Source organism: Bacillus nakamurai (assembly GCF_001584325.1).
Lineage (GTDB): Bacteria > Bacillota > Bacilli > Bacillales > Bacillaceae > Bacillus > Bacillus nakamurai.
Map to the genome: position 1 here is coordinate 76,406 of NZ_LSAZ01000011.1, position 20,909 is coordinate 97,314.

General features: G+C 46.1%; 19 protein-coding genes. 16 read left to right on the forward strand and 3 right to left on the reverse strand.

The genetic code is table 11. The annotated features are described in order from the left end of the window. The first annotated feature begins 10 nt into the window (after positions 1-10). Both pyk and AXI59_RS07035 read left to right on the forward strand, forming a co-directional pair. Complete coding sequence (gene pyk, locus AXI59_RS07030) at positions 11-1,768, forward strand: pyruvate kinase (RefSeq protein WP_061527746.1); 1,758 nt, start codon at positions 11-13, stop codon at positions 1,766-1,768. Between the two features lie 108 nt (positions 1,769-1,876). Beyond that, entirely contained in the window at positions 1,877-2,260 is a 384-nt protein-coding gene (locus AXI59_RS07035) for an FxsA family protein (protein ID WP_061523079.1), read from the forward strand. 32 nt (positions 2,261-2,292) lie between these two features. Here AXI59_RS07035 and ytvI read toward each other — a convergent pair whose 3' ends face one another. Continuing rightward, positions 2,293-3,408 carry a sporulation integral membrane protein YtvI gene (gene ytvI, locus AXI59_RS07040; protein WP_061527747.1) on the reverse strand — a complete coding sequence of 372 codons (1,116 nt, stop codon included), beginning with the start codon at positions 3,406-3,408 and terminating at the stop codon, positions 2,293-2,295. A 97-nt stretch (positions 3,409-3,505) separates the two neighbouring features. Between ytvI and AXI59_RS07045 the strand changes: the two genes are divergently transcribed. The 10 genes from AXI59_RS07045 to coaE all read left to right on the forward strand — a co-directional run bounded on the left by AXI59_RS07045 (position 3,506) and on the right by coaE (position 15,623). Then, positions 3,506-3,970, forward strand: a complete 465-nt coding sequence (locus tag AXI59_RS07045) for a DUF441 domain-containing protein (protein ID WP_061523077.1) — start codon at positions 3,506-3,508, stop codon at positions 3,968-3,970. A gap of 333 nt (positions 3,971-4,303) precedes the next feature. Beyond that, positions 4,304-5,422, forward strand: a complete 1,119-nt coding sequence (citZ, locus tag AXI59_RS07050; protein WP_061523076.1) for a citrate synthase — start codon at positions 4,304-4,306, stop codon at positions 5,420-5,422. 160 nt (positions 5,423-5,582) lie between these two features. Further along, on the forward strand, positions 5,583-6,854 hold the full coding sequence (gene icd / locus AXI59_RS07055; protein ID WP_061523075.1) for an NADP-dependent isocitrate dehydrogenase: 1,272 nt from the start codon (positions 5,583-5,585) through the stop codon (positions 6,852-6,854). Positions 6,855-6,899: 45 nt separating this feature from the next. Next, entirely contained in the window at positions 6,900-7,838 is a 939-nt protein-coding gene (mdh, locus tag AXI59_RS07060) for a malate dehydrogenase (RefSeq protein ID WP_061527748.1), read from the forward strand. Positions 7,839-8,054: 216 nt separating this feature from the next. Beyond that, entirely contained in the window at positions 8,055-8,774 is a 720-nt protein-coding gene (locus tag AXI59_RS07065) for a response regulator transcription factor (RefSeq protein WP_061523073.1), read from the forward strand. Continuing rightward, the gene (gene pnpS, locus AXI59_RS07070; protein WP_061527749.1) at positions 8,767-10,506 is read left to right on the forward strand and encodes a two-component system histidine kinase PnpS; all 1,740 of its coding nucleotides are present in this window, start codon (positions 8,767-8,769) and stop codon (positions 10,504-10,506) included. The genes AXI59_RS07065 and pnpS overlap by 8 nt, the downstream gene beginning before the upstream one ends. Positions 10,507-10,750: 244 nt before the next feature. Beyond that, positions 10,751-13,393 (forward strand): DNA polymerase I, encoded by a 2,643-nt coding sequence (gene polA, locus AXI59_RS07075; RefSeq protein ID WP_061527750.1) that lies wholly within the window; start codon positions 10,751-10,753, stop codon positions 13,391-13,393. Between the two features lie 24 nt (positions 13,394-13,417). Next, positions 13,418-14,248, forward strand: a complete 831-nt coding sequence (gene mutM, locus AXI59_RS07080) for a DNA-formamidopyrimidine glycosylase (protein ID WP_061523070.1) — start codon at positions 13,418-13,420, stop codon at positions 14,246-14,248. A 133-nt stretch (positions 14,249-14,381) separates the two neighbouring features. After that, a complete protein-coding gene (gene ytaF / locus AXI59_RS07085) occupies positions 14,382-15,014 on the forward strand; it encodes a sporulation membrane protein YtaF (protein ID WP_061523069.1) in 633 nt (210 codons plus the stop codon). A gap of 15 nt (positions 15,015-15,029) precedes the next feature. Continuing rightward, positions 15,030-15,623, forward strand: coding sequence for a dephospho-CoA kinase (coaE, locus tag AXI59_RS07090; RefSeq protein WP_061527751.1), 594 nt, complete (start codon positions 15,030-15,032; stop codon positions 15,621-15,623). Between the two features lie 39 nt (positions 15,624-15,662). On the opposite strand, the gene AXI59_RS07095 is transcribed toward coaE, so the two are convergent. Continuing rightward, complete coding sequence (locus AXI59_RS07095; protein ID WP_061527752.1) at positions 15,663-16,505, reverse strand: aldo/keto reductase; 843 nt, start codon at positions 16,503-16,505, stop codon at positions 15,663-15,665. Between the two features lie 53 nt (positions 16,506-16,558). Then, positions 16,559-17,758: an MFS transporter gene (locus AXI59_RS07100; RefSeq protein WP_061527753.1), complete on the reverse strand. Its 1,200-nt coding sequence runs from the start codon at positions 17,756-17,758 to the stop codon at positions 16,559-16,561. Between the two features lie 185 nt (positions 17,759-17,943). Between AXI59_RS07100 and AXI59_RS07105 the strand changes: the two genes are divergently transcribed. The 4 genes from AXI59_RS07105 (at position 17,944) to nrdR (ending at position 20,886) form a co-directional block, all read left to right on the forward strand. Further along, on the forward strand, positions 17,944-18,330 hold the full coding sequence (locus AXI59_RS07105) for a winged helix-turn-helix transcriptional regulator (RefSeq protein ID WP_061523065.1): 387 nt from the start codon (positions 17,944-17,946) through the stop codon (positions 18,328-18,330). Positions 18,331-18,538: 208 nt separating this feature from the next. Beyond that, positions 18,539-19,561, forward strand: a complete 1,023-nt coding sequence (locus AXI59_RS07110; protein WP_061523064.1) for a glyceraldehyde-3-phosphate dehydrogenase — start codon at positions 18,539-18,541, stop codon at positions 19,559-19,561. Positions 19,562-19,799: 238 nt separating this feature from the next. Then, entirely contained in the window at positions 19,800-20,180 is a 381-nt protein-coding gene (gene speD / locus AXI59_RS07115; RefSeq protein WP_003223584.1) for an adenosylmethionine decarboxylase, read from the forward strand. Positions 20,181-20,427: 247 nt separating this feature from the next. Next, positions 20,428-20,886: a transcriptional regulator NrdR gene (nrdR, locus tag AXI59_RS07120; protein ID WP_061523063.1), complete on the forward strand. Its 459-nt coding sequence runs from the start codon at positions 20,428-20,430 to the stop codon at positions 20,884-20,886. Positions 20,887-20,909: the final 23 nt, after the last annotated feature.

The following is a 20,909-nucleotide window of genomic DNA, read 5'->3' on the forward strand; positions in this document are numbered from 1 at the left end:
AGTGAACGAGTTGAAAAAAACAAAAATCGTTTGTACAATCGGTCCGGCCAGTGAAAGTGTTGAAATGCTTACAAAGTTAATGGAAGCGGGTATGAACGTTGCTCGTCTGAATTTTTCACACGGTGATTTCGAAGAGCACGGCGCCAGAATTAAAAACATCAGGGAAGCCAGTAAAAGGCTCGGCAAAAACGTAGGAATTCTCCTTGATACGAAAGGCCCGGAAATCCGTACGCACCAAATGGAAAACGGCGCGCTTGACCTGCAAGCGGGAAATGAAATTATCGTTTCAACAAAAGAAGTTCTGGGAACACTCGAAAAATTCTCAGTATCTTACGAAGGCTTGGCAGAAGATGTGCAAAAAGGCTCTATCATTCTTTTGGATGACGGATTAATCGGATTGGAAGTCATCGAATCAAATCCAGAAAAACATGAAATCAAAACAAAAATCTTAAACAGCGGTACGCTGAAAAATAAAAAAGGCGTAAACGTTCCCGGCGTCAGCGTTAACCTTCCGGGCATCACGGAAAAAGATGCAAAAGACATCATTTTCGGTATTGAGCAAGGCGTAGATTTCATCGCTGCGTCATTTGTGCGCCGTTCTACGGATGTGCTTGAAATCCGCGAATTGCTTGAAGAGCATAATGCGTCGGACATTCAAATCATCCCTAAAATCGAAAACCAAGAAGGCGTGGATAACCTGGACGCGATCTTGGAAGTATCTGACGGCTTAATGGTAGCGCGCGGAGACCTCGGTGTAGAGATTCCGGCTGAAGAAGTGCCGCTTGTGCAAAAAGAAATGATCAAAAAGTGCAATGCGCTCGGCAAACCGGTCATTACAGCGACACAAATGCTTGACAGCATGCAGCGCAACCCTCGTCCGACACGTGCTGAAGCAAGTGACGTTGCCAACGCTATTTTTGACGGAACGGATGCGATTATGCTTTCCGGTGAAACAGCTGCAGGGCAATATCCTTTGGAGGCCGTTCAAACAATGTTTAACATTGCCTCACGCACGGAAGAATCTCTGAACTATAAAGAAATTCTGTCTAGACGCAGAGATCAAGTCGGCATGACGATTACCGATGCAATCGGCCAATCTGTTGCGCACACGGCGATCAATCTGAACGCATCAGCTATCGTTACTCCGACAGAAAGCGGCCATACGGCGCGTATGATCGCAAAATACCGTCCGCAGGCTCCGATTGTGGCTGTAACAGTGAATGAGTCTGTATCACGCAAACTCGGTCTTGTATTCGGCGTATTCCCGGCAAGCGGACAAAACGCAAATTCAACAGATGAAATGCTTGAAGATGCAGTTCAAAAATCACTTGACAGCGGCATTGTCAAACACGGCGATCTGATTGTCATTACAGCCGGTTCTGTCGGTGAATCAGGCACAACGAACCTGATGAAAGTCCACACCGTCGGCAGCATTATAGCAAAAGGACAAGGTATCGGACGCAAATCAGCATTCGGCCCGGTCGTGGTTGCAAAAAATGCAAAAGAAGCTGAACAAAAAATGACAGACGGCGCAGTACTTGTTGCTTCAAGCACTGACCGCGACATGATCGCATCACTTGAAAAAGCATCAGCGCTTATTACAGAAGAAGGCGGCTTAACGAGCCATGCTGCTGTGGTCGGATTAAGCCTTGGCATTCCGGTCATCGTCGGTATGGAGAATGCGACTGCTGTTTTAACAGAAGGACAGGTTATCACAGTTGACGCTGCCCGCGGCGCAGTGTATGAAGGCCGCGCAAGCGTTCTTTAAACAGCCGCAAGAGAAGAGAGGGGAATGCCCTTCTCTTTTCGTCTTTTCGCTGTTTTTCACATTCCCACGCGGGCGGTGAACGTGCTGAGAAGTGCAGGAGGGCAGAATATGAAATACTTATTTTTACTATTTATCGTATGTCCGGCAATTGAAATCGGTCTGTTTTTGCTGGCGGGAAAATTGATCGGCATTTTTCCGACGATCCTTCTCATTATTTTGACGGGCGTTTTGGGCGCTTTGGTGGCAAAAAGACAGGGAGTCGATGTGTATCACAGGGTGCAGCGCGATCTGCAATACGGCAAAATGCCCGGAGAAGCGCTTTTGGACGGTATGTGTGTCTTTATCGGCGGTCTGCTTCTGATGATCCCCGGTTTCCTGTCTGATGTGTTAGGGGCCTGTCTCCTGATTCCGTTTATCCGGGACCGTTTTAAACCGCTCATGTTCAAATGGCTGAGAGGAATGTCGAAAAACAAGCGGAAGATTATTAAATAAAAAACGGCAGCCTGTCACAAAGGCTGCCGTTTTTATTTTGATTGAATGGTAATATAGGCCCATATTTCTTTAAGCGCGCCGGTCGTAATAAACGCCTGGATGAAGACAAGCAGCGCGGGTCCGGCAGCCAGTCCTAAAAATCCAAACAGCTTAAAGCCGGCAAACAGGGCGATTAACGTGGCAAGAGGATCAATGCCGATCGATTTGCTTAAGATTTTCGGCTCCGTCAGCTGGCGCTGAATGAGGACGACAATATATAAAATTCCGATGCCTATGGCTTGAGGGAGCTGTCCGGTAATGGATAAGTAAATAATCCAGGGAACAAACACCGATCCGGCACCGAGATAGGGAAGAAGATCTACAAGGCCGATGAAGAAGGCAATTGTTGCAGCATGCTCAATGTGTAAAAGAAAAAGCCCGATAAAGACAATGACCATCGTAAAGAGAACAAGCACGGCCTGCGCCTTAATGAAACCGGCCATCGCTTTTTTCAGCTCGCCTAAAACGGCCTTTCCGTTGGCTGAGACCCGTTCCGGAAGAATTGAATGAAGCAGCGTCTTCAGCTTATGCCAATCCTTTGTGATAAAAAAGGTCGCCAGCAAAGAGAAAATAAAGACGGCGGCCGTATTGGGAAGAACGGCAAATAATTTCGGCACCATCTCCAGAAGGTGTGACAGCATCAGTCCCGCGTTTTTAGCAGCTGTATCACCGAGCGTCTGAATATGAGTCACGATCGAAGCCTGCTGTTTGGTTTCCAGTCCGTTAAATAAGACAGTCAGCTCATGGTACAATGGCTGAATGCGGGAAGTGAACAGCTCTTCGCAATAGGTAATAAAAGCGCTGATATGGGGAGGAAGCGTTTTTGCCAAATACGCCGTTCCCGAGATGATTTCCGCTACTAGAAATGTAGCCGCGCCAAGAAGAAGCAGCAAAAAAAAGGCAAGGACAATGACTGTATTTACAGACCTGGGCATCCCCGTCAGTCTGTCCAGCCAGTCGACAAAAGGGATAATCGCGGATGAAAGAATAAGAGCGATCAGAAACGGATAAGTTAACGGAAATGAGGCGTAACCCGCAGCCAAAGCACCGCCGGCCACAGCCAGTACAAAAAGCGTGCGAAAAAAAATGGTTGCATATTGCGGATTCAAATCGATCCTCCTCTCGGTCGGCACGTCCTATTTATTTAGTTTATTCCTGAAAAAAAGGGATATGAATACAGTTATGATGAAGGAGGGTGTTTTCAGCATGTTTACACAGGCTAATTTATTTTTAATCTTATTGCTTGCTATTGCACTTATAGCTAAAAATCAATCATTGCTTTTTGCCGTCGGTTTTCTCATTGTGATTAAAGCCGTCGGGCTTGATCAAAAATTGTTTCCGGTTATTCAGTCGAAAGGAATCAACTGGGGAGTCACCGTGATTACGATCGCTGTTTTAGTGCCGATTGCAACGGGGGATATCGGCTTTAAGCAGCTTGGGGAAGCGATGAGATCGTATTACGCGTGGATTGCTCTTGGAGCCGGAATCGCCGTCGCTTTAATCGCAAAAAACGGGCTTACTCTATTGGAAAACGATCCTCATATTACAACGGCGCTTGTGATCGGGACGATACTTGCCGTCGCTCTTTTTGGCGGCGTCGCCGTCGGTCCGTTAATCGGAGCCGGAATCGCCTACTTGGCGATGCAAATCGTAAAAATATTCACTTCGTAAAGTAAAAAGCGGCCGCAAGCCGCTTTTTTTCTTGCGGAAAAAGGGGGAAAAACCGCGTAAAATCAAGAAAATTTGCGAGAAACAAAAAAAATTATAGGTAAACATTTAACAAATGTCTGATTATTGTTTATAATAAGAATAGGCTTAAACTTAAATAAGCTTATAAGAATTTGTTATGTTCCTCTATAAGCATATCGGTTATGTAACCGCAAACAGTGAAATGTAAGCATTTTCTTGAAGGGGAAAGGGAGTGTTTGCAGGACTCATTTTAAGTAAGCCGTATGTTTTATCTACTCTTTAAAGGGGAATTTTGATTGAAAAGGAGAGGTTAATATGACAGCAACACGCGGTCTTGAAGGGGTTGTAGCAACAACATCATCTGTAAGTTCTATTATTGACGATACCCTTACATATGTAGGGTACGATATTGATGACTTAACAGAGAATGCAAGTTTTGAAGAAATCATTTATTTGCTGTGGCACTTGCGCCTGCCAAATAAAACGGAACTTGCTGAACTGAAAAAACAGCTTGCAACAGAAGCTGCCGTTCCACAAGAAATCATTGAGCACTTCAAATCTTATCCCCTCAATAATGTTCATCCAATGGCTGCGCTTCGGACAGCGATTTCTTTACTCGGTCTGACTGACAGTGAAGCCGATACCATGAATCCGGAAGCGAACTACAGAAAAGCCATCCGTCTGCAGGCGAAGGTGCCGGGCATTGTCGCCGCTTTCTCAAGAATGCGCAAGGGGCTGGAGCCTGTTGAACCGAAGGAAGAGTTCGGAATCGCCGAGAATTTTCTTTATACTTTAAACGGTGAAGAGCCTTCGCCGATTGAAGTGGAAGCGTTTAACAAAGCGCTGATTCTTCACGCAGATCATGAGCTGAATGCGTCAACGTTCACGGCGAGAGTATGTGTCGCCACGTTATCCGATATTTACTCAGGCATCACTGCTGCCATCGGCGCTTTAAAAGGGCCGCTCCACGGCGGCGCCAATGAAGCCGTTATGAAAATGCTGACTGAGATCGGCGAAGTGGAAAACGCCGAACCGTATATCCGCAGCAAAATGGAAAAGAAAGAAAAAGTAATGGGCTTCGGACACCGTGTGTATAAGCATGGAGACCCGCGGGCCAAACATTTAAAAGAGATGAGCAAGCGCCTGACGAATTTAACGGGTGAAAGCAAATGGTACGACATGTCAATCCGTGTCGAAGAAATCGTGACGTCGGAGAAAAAACTGCCGCCTAACGTTGATTTCTATTCCGCATCTGTTTACCACAGCCTCGGCATTGACCATGATTTGTTCACGCCGATCTTTGCGGTCAGCAGAATGTCAGGCTGGATCGCCCATATTCTTGAACAGTACGATAACAATCGTCTCATCCGCCCTCGCGCTGATTACACGGGTCCGGATAAGCAGACATTTGTTCCGATTGATGAAAGAGCCTGATAAAACGGGAGGCTGGTGATTTTCATGTCGTTAGCCTCTTGTTAATCAAGCCTCAGATGGTTTACAATTTTGATAGAATCTTAAGAAAAATCATTTTGTTTTTTATATAAGAAAAATAAAATGTTTTCTAAATATGAACTACATACTGGGAGGTAATATTGTGTCACAAGGTGAAAAAATTACAGTCTCTAATGGAGTATTAAACGTACCAAATAACCCGATTATCCCGTTTATCGAAGGTGACGGCACAGGCCCTGATATTTGGAACGCCGCTTCAAAAGTATTGGAAGCTGCTGTTGAAAAAGCATATAAAGGCGAGAAAAAAATTACGTGGAAAGAAGTTTATGCCGGCGAAAAGGCTTATAATAAAACAGGTGAGTGGCTCCCTGCTGAGACGCTGGAAGATATCAGAGAATATTTCATCGCAATCAAAGGGCCTCTGACAACACCGGTAGGCGGCGGTATCCGTTCTCTGAACGTGGCGCTGAGACAAGAACTTGATTTATTTACATGCCTGCGCCCGGTCAGATATTTCACTGGGGTGCCTTCTCCGGTAAAACGTCCTGAAGATACGGATATGGTCATTTTCCGTGAAAATACGGAAGATATTTACGCGGGTATTGAATATGCGAAAGGTTCTGAGGAAGTTGAAAAGCTGATCAGCTTTTTACAAAATGAAATGGGCGTTAACAAAATCCGTTTCCCTGAAACTTCCGGGATCGGCATCAAGCCTGTTTCTGAAGAAGGAACAAGCCGCTTAGTCAGAGCTGCCATTGAGTATGCCATTGAAAACGGCCGTAAGTCTGTAACGCTTGTTCACAAAGGGAACATCATGAAGTTCACTGAAGGCGCCTTTAAAAACTGGGGCTATGAGCTTGCTGAAAGAGAATACGGAGATAAAGTTTTCACTTGGGCTGAATATGACCGCATTGTTGAAAAAGACGGAAAAGACGCGGCTGATAAAGCGCAAAGCGAAGCGGAAGCAGCAGGAAAAATCATCGTGAAAGACAGCATCGCTGATATTTTCCTTCAGCAGATCTTAACCCGCCCGAGCGAATTTGACGTTGTAGCGACGATGAACTTAAACGGAGATTATATCTCTGACGCTCTTGCGGCTCAAGTAGGCGGAATCGGAATTGCCCCTGGTGCAAACATCAACTATGAAACAGGACATGCGATTTTCGAAGCGACTCACGGAACGGCTCCTAAATACGCCGGACTTGACAAAGTCAACCCGTCATCAGTTATCCTTTCAGGAGTGCTGCTTCTTGAACATTTAAACTGGAATGAAGCGGCAGATTTAATCATCAAGTCAATGGAAAAAACAATTGCTTCAAAAGTAGTAACTTATGATTTTGCCAGATTAATGGACGGAGCAACTGAGGTTAAATGTTCAGAGTTCGGTGAAGAGCTTATTAAAAACATGGACTGAACCTAAAGCAGACTTCTAATGAAGCCAAAAAAGGAGAAGAGAATCATGGGAAAAACACGCAGTAAAGTTTCTGTTATCGGAGCAGGATTTACAGGAGCGACAACAGCCTTCCTTACAGCTCAAAAAGAGCTTGCGGATGTTGTGCTCGTTGATATTCCGCAATTAGAAAACCCGACTAAAGGAAAAGCGCTTGACATGCTGGAAGCAAGCCCGGTTCAAGGATTTGACGCGAAAATCACCGGCACATCCAACTACGAGGATACAGCCGGTTCAGATATCGTCGTTATCACAGCGGGTATTGCAAGAAAACCAGGCATGAGCCGTGATGATCTAGTATCTACAAACGAAAAAATCATGAGAAGCGTAACACGTGAAATCGTGAAATATTCTCCTGACTGCATCATCGTTGTATTGACAAACCCTGTTGATGCGATGACATATGCGGTTTACAAAGAATCAGGCTTCCCGAAAGAGCGCGTCATCGGCCAATCCGGAGTGCTTGACACTGCGAGATTCAGAACGTTCGTCGCGGAAGAATTAAACCTGTCCGTGAAAGATGTGACCGGTTTCGTTCTTGGCGGACACGGTGATGACATGGTTCCGCTCGTACGCTACTCCTATGCGGGCGGCATTCCGCTTGAAACGCTGATCCCGAAAGACCGTCTTGATGCGATTGTAGAGCGCACAAGAAAAGGCGGCGGGGAAATCGTCAACCTTCTCGGAAACGGAAGCGCCTACTACGCGCCTGCTGCATCACTGACGGAAATGGTAGAAGCCATTTTAAAAGATCAGCGCCGCGTGCTGCCGACGATCGCTTATTTAGAAGGCGAATACGGTCATGAAGGAATTTACTTAGGCGTACCGACGATTGTCGGAGGAAACGGACTCGAGCAAATCATCGAGCTGGAACTGACAGACTATGAAAAAGCGCAGCTGAATAAATCAGTTGAATCTGTTAAAAACGTAATGAAAGTATTATCATAAGTAAACGGGAAGGCTTCCGAAACAGAAGCCTTCCTCTTTTTACAACTAATGAAAGCGTTTTCTTTATCTTCGGCACCATTTTTTCTCTGAAAATGATCAAAAAGGCGAATTGTCTGAAAGACCGGGATTCGGTAAAATGAAATCATGAAAGGCATAAACATCACATAAAATAGAGAAAATTGGATGTCGGGGAAAATAGATAGCGGAGGGCGCAGCATGAACAAAAAAATTTTAGTTGTAGATGATGAACAATCTATCGTTACTCTTTTACAGTATAATCTGGAACGGTCCGGCTATGAGGTCATCACTGCATCTGACGGTGAAGAGGCCCTGGAGCAGGCAGAGAAAGAAAAGCCGGATTTAATCGTACTTGATGTGATGCTGCCGAAATTGGATGGAATCGACGTCTGTAAACAGCTCAGACAGCAAAAAATGATGGTTCCGATCTTAATGCTGACAGCAAAAGATGAGGAGTTTGATAAAGTGCTGGGACTTGAGCTCGGGGCGGATGATTACATGACAAAACCGTTCAGCCCGCGAGAGGTCAATGCAAGGGTGAAAGCCATTTTAAGAAGAGCTGACATTTCTTCTCTGTCGCATGACAGGGACGGTGAAAAGGACGGGCAGATTGTGATCGGTGAACTGAAAATTCTCCCGGACCATTACGAAGCGTACTTCAAGTCACAACAGCTTGAGCTCACGCCTAAAGAATTTGAACTGCTTCTGTATTTAGGAAAACATAAGGGAAGAGTGCTGACAAGAGACCTTCTGCTGAGCGCGGTCTGGAACTATGACTTCGCCGGAGACACCCGCATTGTCGATGTCCATATCAGCCATCTTCGCGACAAAATCGAATCTAATACCAAAAAACCCATTTATATTAAAACAATCAGAGGTTTGGGGTATAAACTGGAGGAGCCAAAAATGAATGAATAAAGTCCGTGTGCGTCTGTTTGCTGTACTCGTTGTGTGTATCATATTGGTTTTCAGTGTTCTCGGCCTTTTCTTGCAGCAGCTTATTTCTTCATCCGCCAAGGAAAGAACGGCGGGACAGCTTGAAAAGGAAGCCGCATACATAGCCGGACTCCTTGACACCGGCCAGGTAAACAATAAAAGAAACGAAACGGTCATTAAAGATGCCGGCCGTACATTAGATATAGACGTGTCCGTATTAAATGAAAAAGGCCGCGGTTTATATCACTCAGGCAGCCGCGCTGATGACTCGGCCATTAAGGAATTCGTGTCCCGTAATAAAAGTGCGGCCGCCATTCAGAACGGAAGCAAAGTATTTCATGGCACGGCACTTAAAAATGCGGCCGGCCAAACGACGGGATATGTGCTCGTTTCCTCGCGGATCGATAAAGGTTCGAATATCACAGAGGAAATGTGGGGCATGCTGGCAGCGAGCCTTTGTACTGCTTTTATTATTATCGTTTTCTTCTATACGAATATGACCTCCCGTTACAAAAGATCAATCGACTCCGCGACAAAAGTGGCCACTGAGCTGTCTAAAGGGAACTATGACGCCCGCTCCTACGGCGGGTACGCAAGACGCTCAGACCGTCTCGGGCGCGCTATGAACAGCCTCGCTGTCGATTTGATGGAAATGACGAGAACGCAGGATATGCAGCGGGACCGCCTGCTGACCGTCATCGAAAATATCGGCTCAGGTTTGATTTTAATAGACGGGCGAGGCTTTATTAATCTCGTGAACAGGTCATATACGAAGCTGTTCCATACAAACCCTGACCGCCTGCTTCGTCGCCTGTACCATGACGCATTTGAACATGAGGAAATCATTCAGCTGGTCGAAGACATTTTTATGACAGAAACGAAAAAATGCCAGCTACTCAGGCTCCCCATCAAAATTGAACGGCGCTATTTCGAGGTTGACGGCGTTCCGATTATGGGTCCTGACGATGAATGGAAAGGCATTGTGCTCGTGTTCCACGACATGACGGAAATTAAAAAATTGGAGCAGATGAGAAAGGACTTTGTCGCCAATGTTTCCCATGAGCTGAAAACGCCGATTACCTCCATTAAAGGTTTTACGGAAACGCTGTTGGACGGGGCGATGAAGGATGATAAGGCACTTTGTGAATTTCTGTCTATTATTCTGAAAGAAAGCGAAAGGCTCCAATCGCTCGTGCAGGATTTGTTAGATTTATCCAAAATGGAGCAGCAAAACTTTACGCTGCGCGTAGAATCTTTTGATGCGGCTAAAATCCTGCATGAAATCGAAGCGCTTCTGCAGCATAAGGCTGCGGAAAAATGCATCAGCTTCCAGCTCGACCTTCCGAAAGAGCCGATCTTTGTGGCGGGGGATGCGCACAGGCTGAAGCAGGTATTCCTGAATCTGGCGAACAACGCTTTAACCTACACGCCGGAAAAAGGTACGGTTGCGATTTCTGTAAAGGTGAGAGAATCCGATGTTGATATTGAAGTCTCCGATACAGGAATCGGAATCCGAAAAGAAGAAATCCCCCGTATATTTGAGAGGTTTTACCGGGTGGACAAAGACAGGAGCCGAAACTCAGGCGGAACGGGGCTGGGCCTTGCGATCGTCAAACATTTAATAGAAGCGCATGAAGGTAAAATAGAAGTATCAAGCGAACCGGGAAAGGGCACCGTGTTTACGGTGACATTAAAACGTGCGCATGAAGCGTGACCGGCTTTACAAAGGATTAACAATTTCTTCATGACCTGTTAAACCTATCTTGTTAGGATGTAACAGAACCCCTTCATCCAAGGAGCCAATTTTGACGGCGGGAACGTCTTTTCTTGTTCCCGTCCTTTTTTGTGTTTTCAGGCGGTTCGCTCATTTTCCTTTCAAATTGAACTTTGTTAAAATAAGAGAAGCTATGAGATTAAAACAAGAGGAAAAGGAGCTTTTGCTCTTAGGAGGATATTGAATGACGGAACGAAAAAAATTAGTGCTTGTCGACGGAAACAGTCTGGCGTACCGGGCATTTTTTGCATTACCGCTGTTAAGCAATGAAAAAGGCATTCATACAAATGCCGTATACGGCTTTGCGATGATTTTGATGAAAATGCTGGAAGATGAAAAACCGACCCACATGCTGGTGGCTTTTGATGCGGGAAAAACCACTTTCCGACACAGCACGTTTAAAGAATATAAAGGCGGAAGACAAAAAACGCCGCCGGAGCTTTCAGAACAGATGCCGTTTATCCGCGAGCTTCTGGATGCTTACAATATCAGCCGCTATGAACTTCCTGAATATGAAGCCGATGATATCATCGGAACGCTGGCCGTATCGGCTGAAAAAGACGGATTCGAGGTTAAGGTGTTTTCAGGAGATAAAGACTTAACACAGCTTGCTACCGGCAAAACAACCGTTGCCATTACGAGAAAAGGCATTACTGACGTGGAAGATTACACACCGGAGCACGTCGAAGAAAAGTACGGTCTGACTCCTTCGCAAATCATTGATATGAAGGGATTAATGGGAGATTCATCCGACAACATTCCGGGCGTGCCGGGTGTCGGAGAAAAAACGGCGATTAAGCTGTTAAAGCAGTTTCATTCCGTTGAAAAGCTGCTGGACTCCATTGATGAAGTGAGCGGAAAAAAATTAAAAGAAAAGCTTGAGGAATTTAAGGATCAAGCCTTGATGAGCAAAGAGCTGGCGACGATCATGACAAATGCGCCGATTGAAGTGAAGCTCGAAGATTTAGATTATCAAGGATTTGACCGTGAACAAGTCATTTCCGTTTTTAAAGACCTCGGTTTTAACACGCTTCTTGAGCGGCTCGGCGAGGAAAGCGGAGAAGCGGTGCAGGAGGAAGCGTTTGAGGAAGTAGACGTGGAAGAGGTCACAGAGATTACTAGTGAAATACTCGTGTCGCCGTCTGCTTTGGTCGTCGAACAGATCGGCGACAATTATCACGAAGAACCGATTCTGGGCTTCTCCATCGTGAATGAAAAGGGACTTTATTATATTCCGACAGAGACTGCCATCCAGTCCGATGTATTTAAGTCTTGGGCTGAGGACGAGTCAATGAAAAAATGGGTGTTTGACAGCAAACGGTCCGTTGTCGCTTTGCGCTGGCAAGGCATTGAACTGAAGGGGGCGGAATTTGACGCGCTCCTGGCGGCTTATATTATTAATCCGGGCAATTCTTACGACGATGTCGCCAGTGTTGCGAAGGAATACGGGCTGCACATTGTTTCAAGCGACGAAGCGTTTTACGGAAAGGGAGCAAAGCGGGCCGTCCCGGCTGAAAATGAGCTTGCCCTTCATCTCGCGCGAAAAGCGGCTGCCGTAAACAGCCTCCGGGAAAAGCTTCTGCATGATCTGGAAGAGAATAATCAGCTTGAATTGTATGAAGACCTGGAGCTTCCCCTTGCGCTTATTCTCGGAGAAATGGAATCAATGGGTGTCAAGGTGGATGTCGAAAGGCTGAAACGAATGGGCGAAGAGCTTAAGGCGAAGCTGAAAGAATATGAAGAAAAAATCCATGAAATCGCCGGCGAGCCGTTTAACATTAACTCGCCTAAACAGCTCGGCGTCATTCTGTTTGAAAAGCTTGGCCTCCCTGTTGTGAAGAAAACAAAAACAGGCTACTCCACTTCAGCCGATGTGCTTGAAAAGCTTGCTGACAAACATGACATTGTCGCTTATATTTTGCAGTACAGACAAATCGGCAAACTTCAATCGACTTACATTGAAGGGCTGCTGAAAGTCACCCGCAAGGATTCGCATAAGGTTCACACGCGTTTCAATCAAGCCTTAACACAAACGGGACGCCTCAGCTCGACGGACCCGAACCTGCAAAATATTCCGATCAGGCTGGAAGAAGGGCGCAAAATCCGTCAAGCGTTCGTTCCGTCTGAACCGGACTGGCTCATATTCGCTGCCGACTATTCGCAAATTGAACTGAGGGTGCTCGCGCACATCTCAAAGGATGAAAATCTGATCGAGGCATTTACGAATGACATGGACATCCACACGAAAACCGCTATGGATGTCTTCCATGTCGCTGAGGATGAAGTAACACAAGCCATGCGTCGTCAGGCGAAAGCGGTCAATTTCGGTATCGTTTACGGCATCAGCGATTACGGGCTTTCTCAAAATCTCGGCATTACCCGTAAGGAAGCGGGCGCATTTATTGACCGCTACCTGGAGAGCTTCCAAGGCGTCAAGGCGTATATGGAAGACTCGGTTCAAGAAGCGAAGCAAAAAGGATATGTCACGACGCTCATGCAGCGCCGGCGTTATATCCCTGAGCTGACGAGCCGCAATTTCAATCTCAGAAGCTTTGCGGAAAGAACGGCGATGAATACGCCGATTCAAGGAAGCGCCGCTGATATTATCAAAAAAGCCATGATTGATATGGCAGCCAAGCTGAAAGAAAAACAGCTGAAGGCAAGACTGCTGCTTCAAGTGCACGATGAATTAATTTTTGAAGCGCCGAAGGAAGAAATTGAAATATTAGAGAAGCTTGTTCCTGAAGTGATGGAGCATGCATTATCATTAAACGTGCCGTTAAAGGTGGACTTTGCTTCAGGGCCGTCTTGGTACGATGCAAAATAAACAGAAAAAAAGGAAGTGATGATTGTGCCGGAATTGCCAGAAGTTGAAACGGTCCGGCGCACTCTGACCGGTCTTGTGAAGGGGAAAACGATTCAATCGGCGGAAGTCAGATGGCCGAATATCATCAAAAAACCCGCCGAGCCGGAGGAATTTGCGCGGCAAATTGCAGGAGAAACGATCCGATCCATCGGAAGACGGGGGAAATTTTTGCTTTTCCGCCTGGATCATTATGTTATGGTATCCCATCTGCGGATGGAAGGAAAATACGGTCTTCACAAGGCAGACGAACCGGACGATAAGCATGTGCATGTGGTGTTCACCATGACAGACGGCACACAGCTCCGATACCGGGACGTGAGAAAATTCGGAACGATGCATTTATTTACACCGGGTGAGGAAATGAACGAGCTGCCGCTTTCGCAGCTCGGCCCTGAACCGGACGATGAAGCATTCACCAGCGCCTATTTAAAAGAGCGGCTTTCAAAAACGAACCGTGCGGTAAAAACCGCCCTGCTCGATCAAAAAACGGTCGTCGGCCTCGGCAACATTTATGTCGATGAAGCACTGTTCCGGGCGGGGATTCACCCTGAGACGAAAGCGAACACATTGTCTGTAAACCAGGTCAATAAGCTTCACACGGAAATTAAAGATACTCTTCAAGAAGCGATTGATGCGGGCGGAAGCACGGTCCGGTCCTATCTCAATTCGCAAGGGGAGATCGGAATGTTCCAGCTCAATCATTTCGTATACGGCAAAAAGGATGAGCCGTGCAAAACGTGCGGCACGATGATTTCTAAAATCGTCGTCGGCGGAAGAGGAACGCATTTCTGCGCCCGATGCCAAAAAAAATCTTAAACTGAATCTGTTCAAGCGGCGGCTGAAATAACTTTTTTGTAACACAATTGCCCCCCTTTCTCCATATATATAATGTGATTCACCCAATAGGCATTTGTCACAATTGCCCACCAACAGAAGGGGAGAAACGGATATGCAGATTGTTTCTTTGCTGCTGCTGGCTTTTGCTGTCAGCTTGGACAGTTTTTCAGTTGGATTTACGTATGGATTGAGAAAAATGAAAATCCCGTTCAAAGCGATTGCCGTCATCGCATGCTGCTCGGCCTCTGTGATGTTTATATCAATGCTGATCGGGCATTTCCTGACAAAGATTTTTCCCGTATCCGTGACAGAGAAGCTGGGCGGGCTGATTTTAGTCGGAATCGGGGCATGGGTCATCTATCAGTTTTTTAAACCGGACAAAGAACCGGATTACTTACTGCATGAAAAAACGCTACTTAATTTAGAAGTGAAATCGCTCGGGATCGTTATTCATATTTTGAGAAAGCCGACAAGCGCCGATATTGATCAATCCGGAACCATTAACGGAATCGAGGCGCTATTGCTTGGCTTCGCCTTGTCAATTGACGCATTTGGCGCCGGAATGGGCGCCGCAATACTGGGCTTTTCCCCGGTTATGATGAGCGTGACGGTTGGGGTGATGAGCTCACTGTTTGTCTCATTCGGTATTAACGCCGGGCATTTGCTGGCGAAATGGAATTGGATTGCCAAAATGTCATTTTTGCCGGGAATTCTGCTGATTTTAATCGGGATCTGGAAATTGTAAAGAGGAGTGGGCCTTTTGAGCTTAGTCATCGGTTTAACGGGAGGCATCGCAAGCGGAAAAAGCACGGTTGCGCGCATGCTGATCGATAAAGGAATAACAGTGATTGATGCGGATATTATCGCAAAACAAGCGGTGGAAAAAGGGATGCCGGCTTACCGGCAGATTATTGAAGCGTTCGGAAAAGAGATTCTGCTGGAAAATGGCGAGCTTGACAGAAGAAAGCTCGGCTCCATCGTTTTTACGAACGAACAGAAGCGGCTGATGCTAAATAAGATCGTTCATCCGGCTGTGCGCGCGGAAATGATGAAACAGCGCGATGAGGCCGTTTCTCGTCATGAACCGTTTGTTGTTTTAGACATTCCGCTTTTGTATGAAAGCGAGCTTGAATATCTAGTCGACAAAGTGATTGTCGTTACCGTAACGAAAGAGACGCAGCTCAAACGGCTGATGGAGCGGAACTCCCTTACAGAAGAAGAGGCGCTGAGCCGGATTACGTCGCAAATGCCTTTAGCGGACAAAACGAAAAGGGCAGACAACGTTATTGATAACAGCGGCAGCGTGGAGAAAACGAAACAGCAGCTCGATGATATTCTCAAGAGCTGGTCATAAACAAACACCGTTCGAGGAACCGAACGGTGTTTTTGTAATTTAAAAATCGAAATTGTCAGGGTCCGGGCCGACGCGCACATTTTCATTAAGCTCATCAATCCGTTTCATATCTTCAGCTGACAGCTCGAAATCAAAGACATCTGCATTTTCTTGGATGCGGTGTTTTTTTGTTGATTTCGGAATCGTGATGACACCGTTTTGTAAATCCCAGCGCAAAATGATTTGAGCTGCTGATTTGCCGTATGATTGAGCGAGCTCCTGTAAGACGGGATGATCAAGCAATTGGCCCTGCATTAACGGTGACCACGCTTCAAGCTGAATACCCTGTTCAGTGCAGAAGGCATGAAGATCTTTCTGCGTCAAACGCGGGTGGTACTCCACTTGGTTGATCATCGGTTTGATTTCCGCGTGTTTCATGAGATGTTCAAGATGGTGAATTTGGAAATTGCTGACCCCGATCGCTTTGACGCGTCCTTCTTGATAAAGGGTTTCAAGCGCTCTCCACGCATCAATGTATTTCCCTTCGACAGGCCAATGGATTAAATATAAATCTAAATAGTCTAAACCGAGTTTTTCTAAACTAGTGTCAAAGGCTTTTAGCGTTTCTTTATACCCTAAATCGGCGTTCCACACCTTTGATGTGACAAAAACATCTTCGCGTTTCAAACCTGATTCTTCCAGCCCTTGACGGATGCCTTCGCCGACACCTTCTTCATTTCCGTAAATGGCCGCAGTATCGACACTGCGGTAGCCGTGCCCCAGTGCCGTTTTCACCGCGTTGACGAGTTCCGCACCTTCGTCTACTTGAAAGACTCCGATACCGAACCACGGCATTTTTGTTCCGTTATGCAATGTTGCTTTTGCTTGTAAATGTGTTGTCATTTATATGTTCCTCCTATTGTTTTGTGATGGTAAATCAAAAAGCTTGAAAAAACTCACCTCCTTTCAGGAATGGTTTGATCCCGTTTCTCCAGCAGGCGGCTCCATCCGGTCAATACAACCGCACCGAGCACCATCAGCGCTCCGATCCATGCAGTGTGAATGAGGCCGATTGAGCCTGTGATCACGCCGCCGACAAAAGAGCCGATCGCAATCCCTGCATTAAAGGCGGCAATATTTAACGCCGACGCTGTATCAACGGCGCTTGGCGCAAACCGCTCGCTCAGCATGACGACATACACTTGAAGACCCGGCACATTCATAAACGCTAAGAGGCCCATACATATAATGGTGATGATCCCGGCTGCCTTAAAGGGTGCGGTAAATGTTAAGGCGAAAAGCACGACCGCTTGAATGATAAACATGTAAAACAATGCTTTCAGCGGATTTCGATTGGACAACCTGCCGCCGATCATGTTTCCGGCCGCAATCGCGATGCCGTAAATAAGCAAAATGGCTGCGACGGTTTCTTTCTGAAAGCCTGTTACTTCCTGAAGCAGCGGAGATAAATAAGTAAACACGACAAACGTTCCGCCGTAACCTAACGCAGTAATGATAAATAAAAGCAGTAATCGGCCGTTCGTGACGAGCTTCACCTGTTCACGGAACGCAGTCTGAGTTCCTTTGCGCAAATGTGACGGAATGAGCAGCGCATTTGTGATAAAGGCGATGACGCCGACCGCGATAATGACGGCAAAAGCAGTCCTCCACCCAAATTGCTGGCCGAGGTATGTGCCGAACGGAACCCCCGTAACCGTAGCCACTGTAAGCCCTGTAAACATAATGGAAATGGCGCTTGCTCTCTTATGTTCCGGCACAATATCCGCAGCGATCGTTGAGCCGATAGACATAAAAATTCCGTGGGAGAACGCCGAAATGGCACGCGCCGCCAATAAAACGCCGATCGAAGAAGCGCCTGCTGCCAGAGAATTGCCGGCGATAAAAATAAACATCACCCAGAGCAGCAGCGTTTTCCGCGACATCCCGGATGTGAGAGAAGTCAAAACGGGCGCTCCGAATGTAACGCCGAGCGCATACATTGAAACGGTCAGCCCTGCGGTTGTTACAGGGATGTGCAGATCGTGAGAAATAAGCGGCAACAGCCCCACGCTGATAAATTCAGTCGTGCCGATGGCAAAAGCGCTGACCGCCAAAGCCAGCAAGGCTGGCAAATGGCTTTTATGGTGAGAAGACATGTATTTTCCTCCTTTACACGATGGTGTATGATTGAAATGCTGCCGGGGTAAACGATATAAGTATAAGAGTACAATCCTTTTCGGCCGGCAAATGTCATTATGATTGATAGTGCGGTGAATGAAAAGAACGCACTTTTAAGTGCTATAGGCACTTTTTAGTTCCTATAGATGAGGAGGAAAAGCTGATGCAGAAGAAAAAATACAATATATCCGTAGAGGCGGCGCTTGAAGTGATCGGCGGGAAATGGAAATGTGTGATTCTCTGCCACCTCATGCGCGGGAAAAAGCGGACAAGTGAACTGAAGCGGCTGATGCCTGACATCACCCAAAAGATGCTGACACAGCAACTCCGTGAACTCGAAGCCGACGGTGTCATTAACCGAATTGTGTACAATCAGGTGCCCCCGAAAGTGGAATACGAGCTGAGCGAATACGGCCATAGTCTGGAAAGAATTTTAAATGCGCTTTGCGACTGGGGCGCGATGCATATTTCCAAACGATACGGCGAGCCGTCAGCAGTATTGCAGGACAGCATATTAAATGAGAAATTTAAAGAGCCGGGGCAAATATAAGAAAAAAGCAGGCAGCATAAGACGCTGATCCTGCTTTTTTTATTGGAGAAATATCATTTTATATGCAAAAAAGCCGATTGAACAACATATTGATCGGTATAAGGGTGGATTTTTATTAAGATGTACTGGCGGATTTCTTTTAATGTGTTATACTATATATAAATAAAAGTAAAATTAGAGTGGCATATTAAAAAGGGGTGACCTAAGCATGAAGGTAAAAGTAGCAATCAACGGGTTTGGAAGAATTGGAAGAATGGTGTTCAGAAAAGCAATGGAAGACGATCAAATTCAAATAGCAGCCATTAATGCAAGCTATCCCCCGGAAACGCTTGCTCATTTAATAAAGTATGACACAATTCACGGACGATATGATCAAGATGTTGAGGCAGCCGAAGACAGCCTCATTGTCAACGGAAAAAAAATTATGCTGTTTAATCAGAGAGATCCGAGAGAGCTTCCGTGGAAGGAATATGCGATTGACATCGTCGTAGAGGCGACAGGGAAATTTAACTCGAAAGAAAAAGCGATGAGCCACATTGAAGCAGGCGCAAAAAAGGTCATTTTAACAGCGCCGGGTAAAAATGAAGACGTTACCATTGTAATGGGGGTTAATGAAGAGCAATATAATCCTGAGGAGCATGTGATCATTTCAAATGCATCCTGTACGACAAACTGCCTTGCGCCCGTAGTCAAAGTGCTTGATCATGAGTTCGGTATTGAAAGCGGTCTGATGACGACTGTGCATGCGTATACGAACGACCAAAAAAATATCGACAATCCGCATAAAGACCTGCGGCGTGCGAGAGCGTGCGGAGAATCCATCATTCCGACATCAACGGGCGCTGCCAAAGCCCTGTCGCTTGTGCTGCCTCATTTGAAGGGAAAGCTTCACGGTCTCGCTTTGCGTGTTCCGGTTCCTAATGTGTCATTAGTGGACCTTGTCTGCGATCTGAAAACCGATGTGACGGCAGAACAGGTTAATGAAGCTTTTCAAAGAGCCGCAAGAACATCAATGTACGGCATTCTAGATTATTCCGATGAGCCGCTCGTTTCTTCGGACTATAATACAAATTCCCATTCCGCCATTATTGACGGATTGACAACAATGGTGATGGAAGACCGAAAAGTAAAGGTTCTTGCCTGGTATGATAATGAGTGGGGATACTCCTGCCGAGTCGTTGATCTCATCAGGCATGTCGCCGCGCGAATGAAACATCCGTCCGCTGTGTAGAATAAAGGTCATGGACATTTGTTAGAAAAAAACCCTTAACGGCATATTTGCAAAAAAACGCACCTTGCAAAATAAACTTAAACACAGTATACTATTTTTCGTGAACTTCTTGCTCGTGACTGCTTCGGAATTACTTAAAGGGTTAGGACCTCTCCGGACTAACTTTCCCCCGTGGTAAATAGCCGGGTCAGTTCTCGGAAATTCACTTTTTAATTCTTGTTAAGGGGGGTCCATGATTATGGAAACAATGGGGCGTCACGTCATCTCCGAGCTGTGGGGATGCGATTTTGATAAGCTGAATGACATGGATTTTATTGAAAAAACGTTCGTAAATGCTGCTCTGAAATCAGGAGCTGAAGTGCGCGAGGTTGCATTTCACAAGTTTGCACCGCAAGGCGTAAGCGGAGTCGTTATTATCTCTGAGTCACATTTAACGATTCACAGTTTTCCTGAACACGGTTATGCAAGCATTGATGTTTATACTTGTGGAGACTTAGATCCTAATGTCGCTGCTGACTACATCGCGGAGGCATTACATGCTGATACAAGAGAAAACATTGAAATACCGAGAGGAATGGGGCCTGTGCAGATTAAACAGGCACAAGCGAAAGTACTGTAATTTCAAAACGCAAACACAAGGGAGCTAAGCTAAAAAAGCCGTAACGCGCTTTGAGGCTGATGCTCCTTTTCTAATGTAAAAAACAGCATCGCTTTTTCTTTATGCATTTTTTTTGTAAAATAGAAAGAGATAAGGCCGGTCTATCGGCTCTCCCAACACATTAGGCTCATCCTAGAAACGTTGGCGGGCATTTACCGGAAGCTTGCGAACCGTATTACAGCAACGAAACAGATGGGAGCTGATCTATTTGAAATGTCCTTCATGCCAGCATAACGGTTCCCGCGTACTTGATTCACGGCCTGCGGACGAAGGAAAATCTATCCGCAGAAGGCGGGAATGCGAAGCCTGCCATTATCGCTTCACCACATTTGAGAAGGTCGAAGAGATGCCGCTTGTCGTCGTCAAAAAAGAAGGCGTGCGGGAAGAATTCAGCCGTGAAAAAATGCTCCGCGGGTTATTCAAAGCTTGTGAAAAAAGGCCCGTTCCTTTGAAAACACTTGAAGATATGTGCTTTGATATTGAAAAAGAATTGAGAAATCAAGGCGTATCTGAAGTCAAAAGCGAGCTCGTCGGAGAAATGGTGATGGACCGCCTGGCGGAGATTGACGAGGTGGCATATGTCCGTTTCGCATCCGTATACCGCCAGTTTAAAGACATAAACGTGTTTATCGACGAACTGAAAGATTTAATAAAGAAAGAACGCTAAAGAGCTAAGAGAATTTTCTGGCT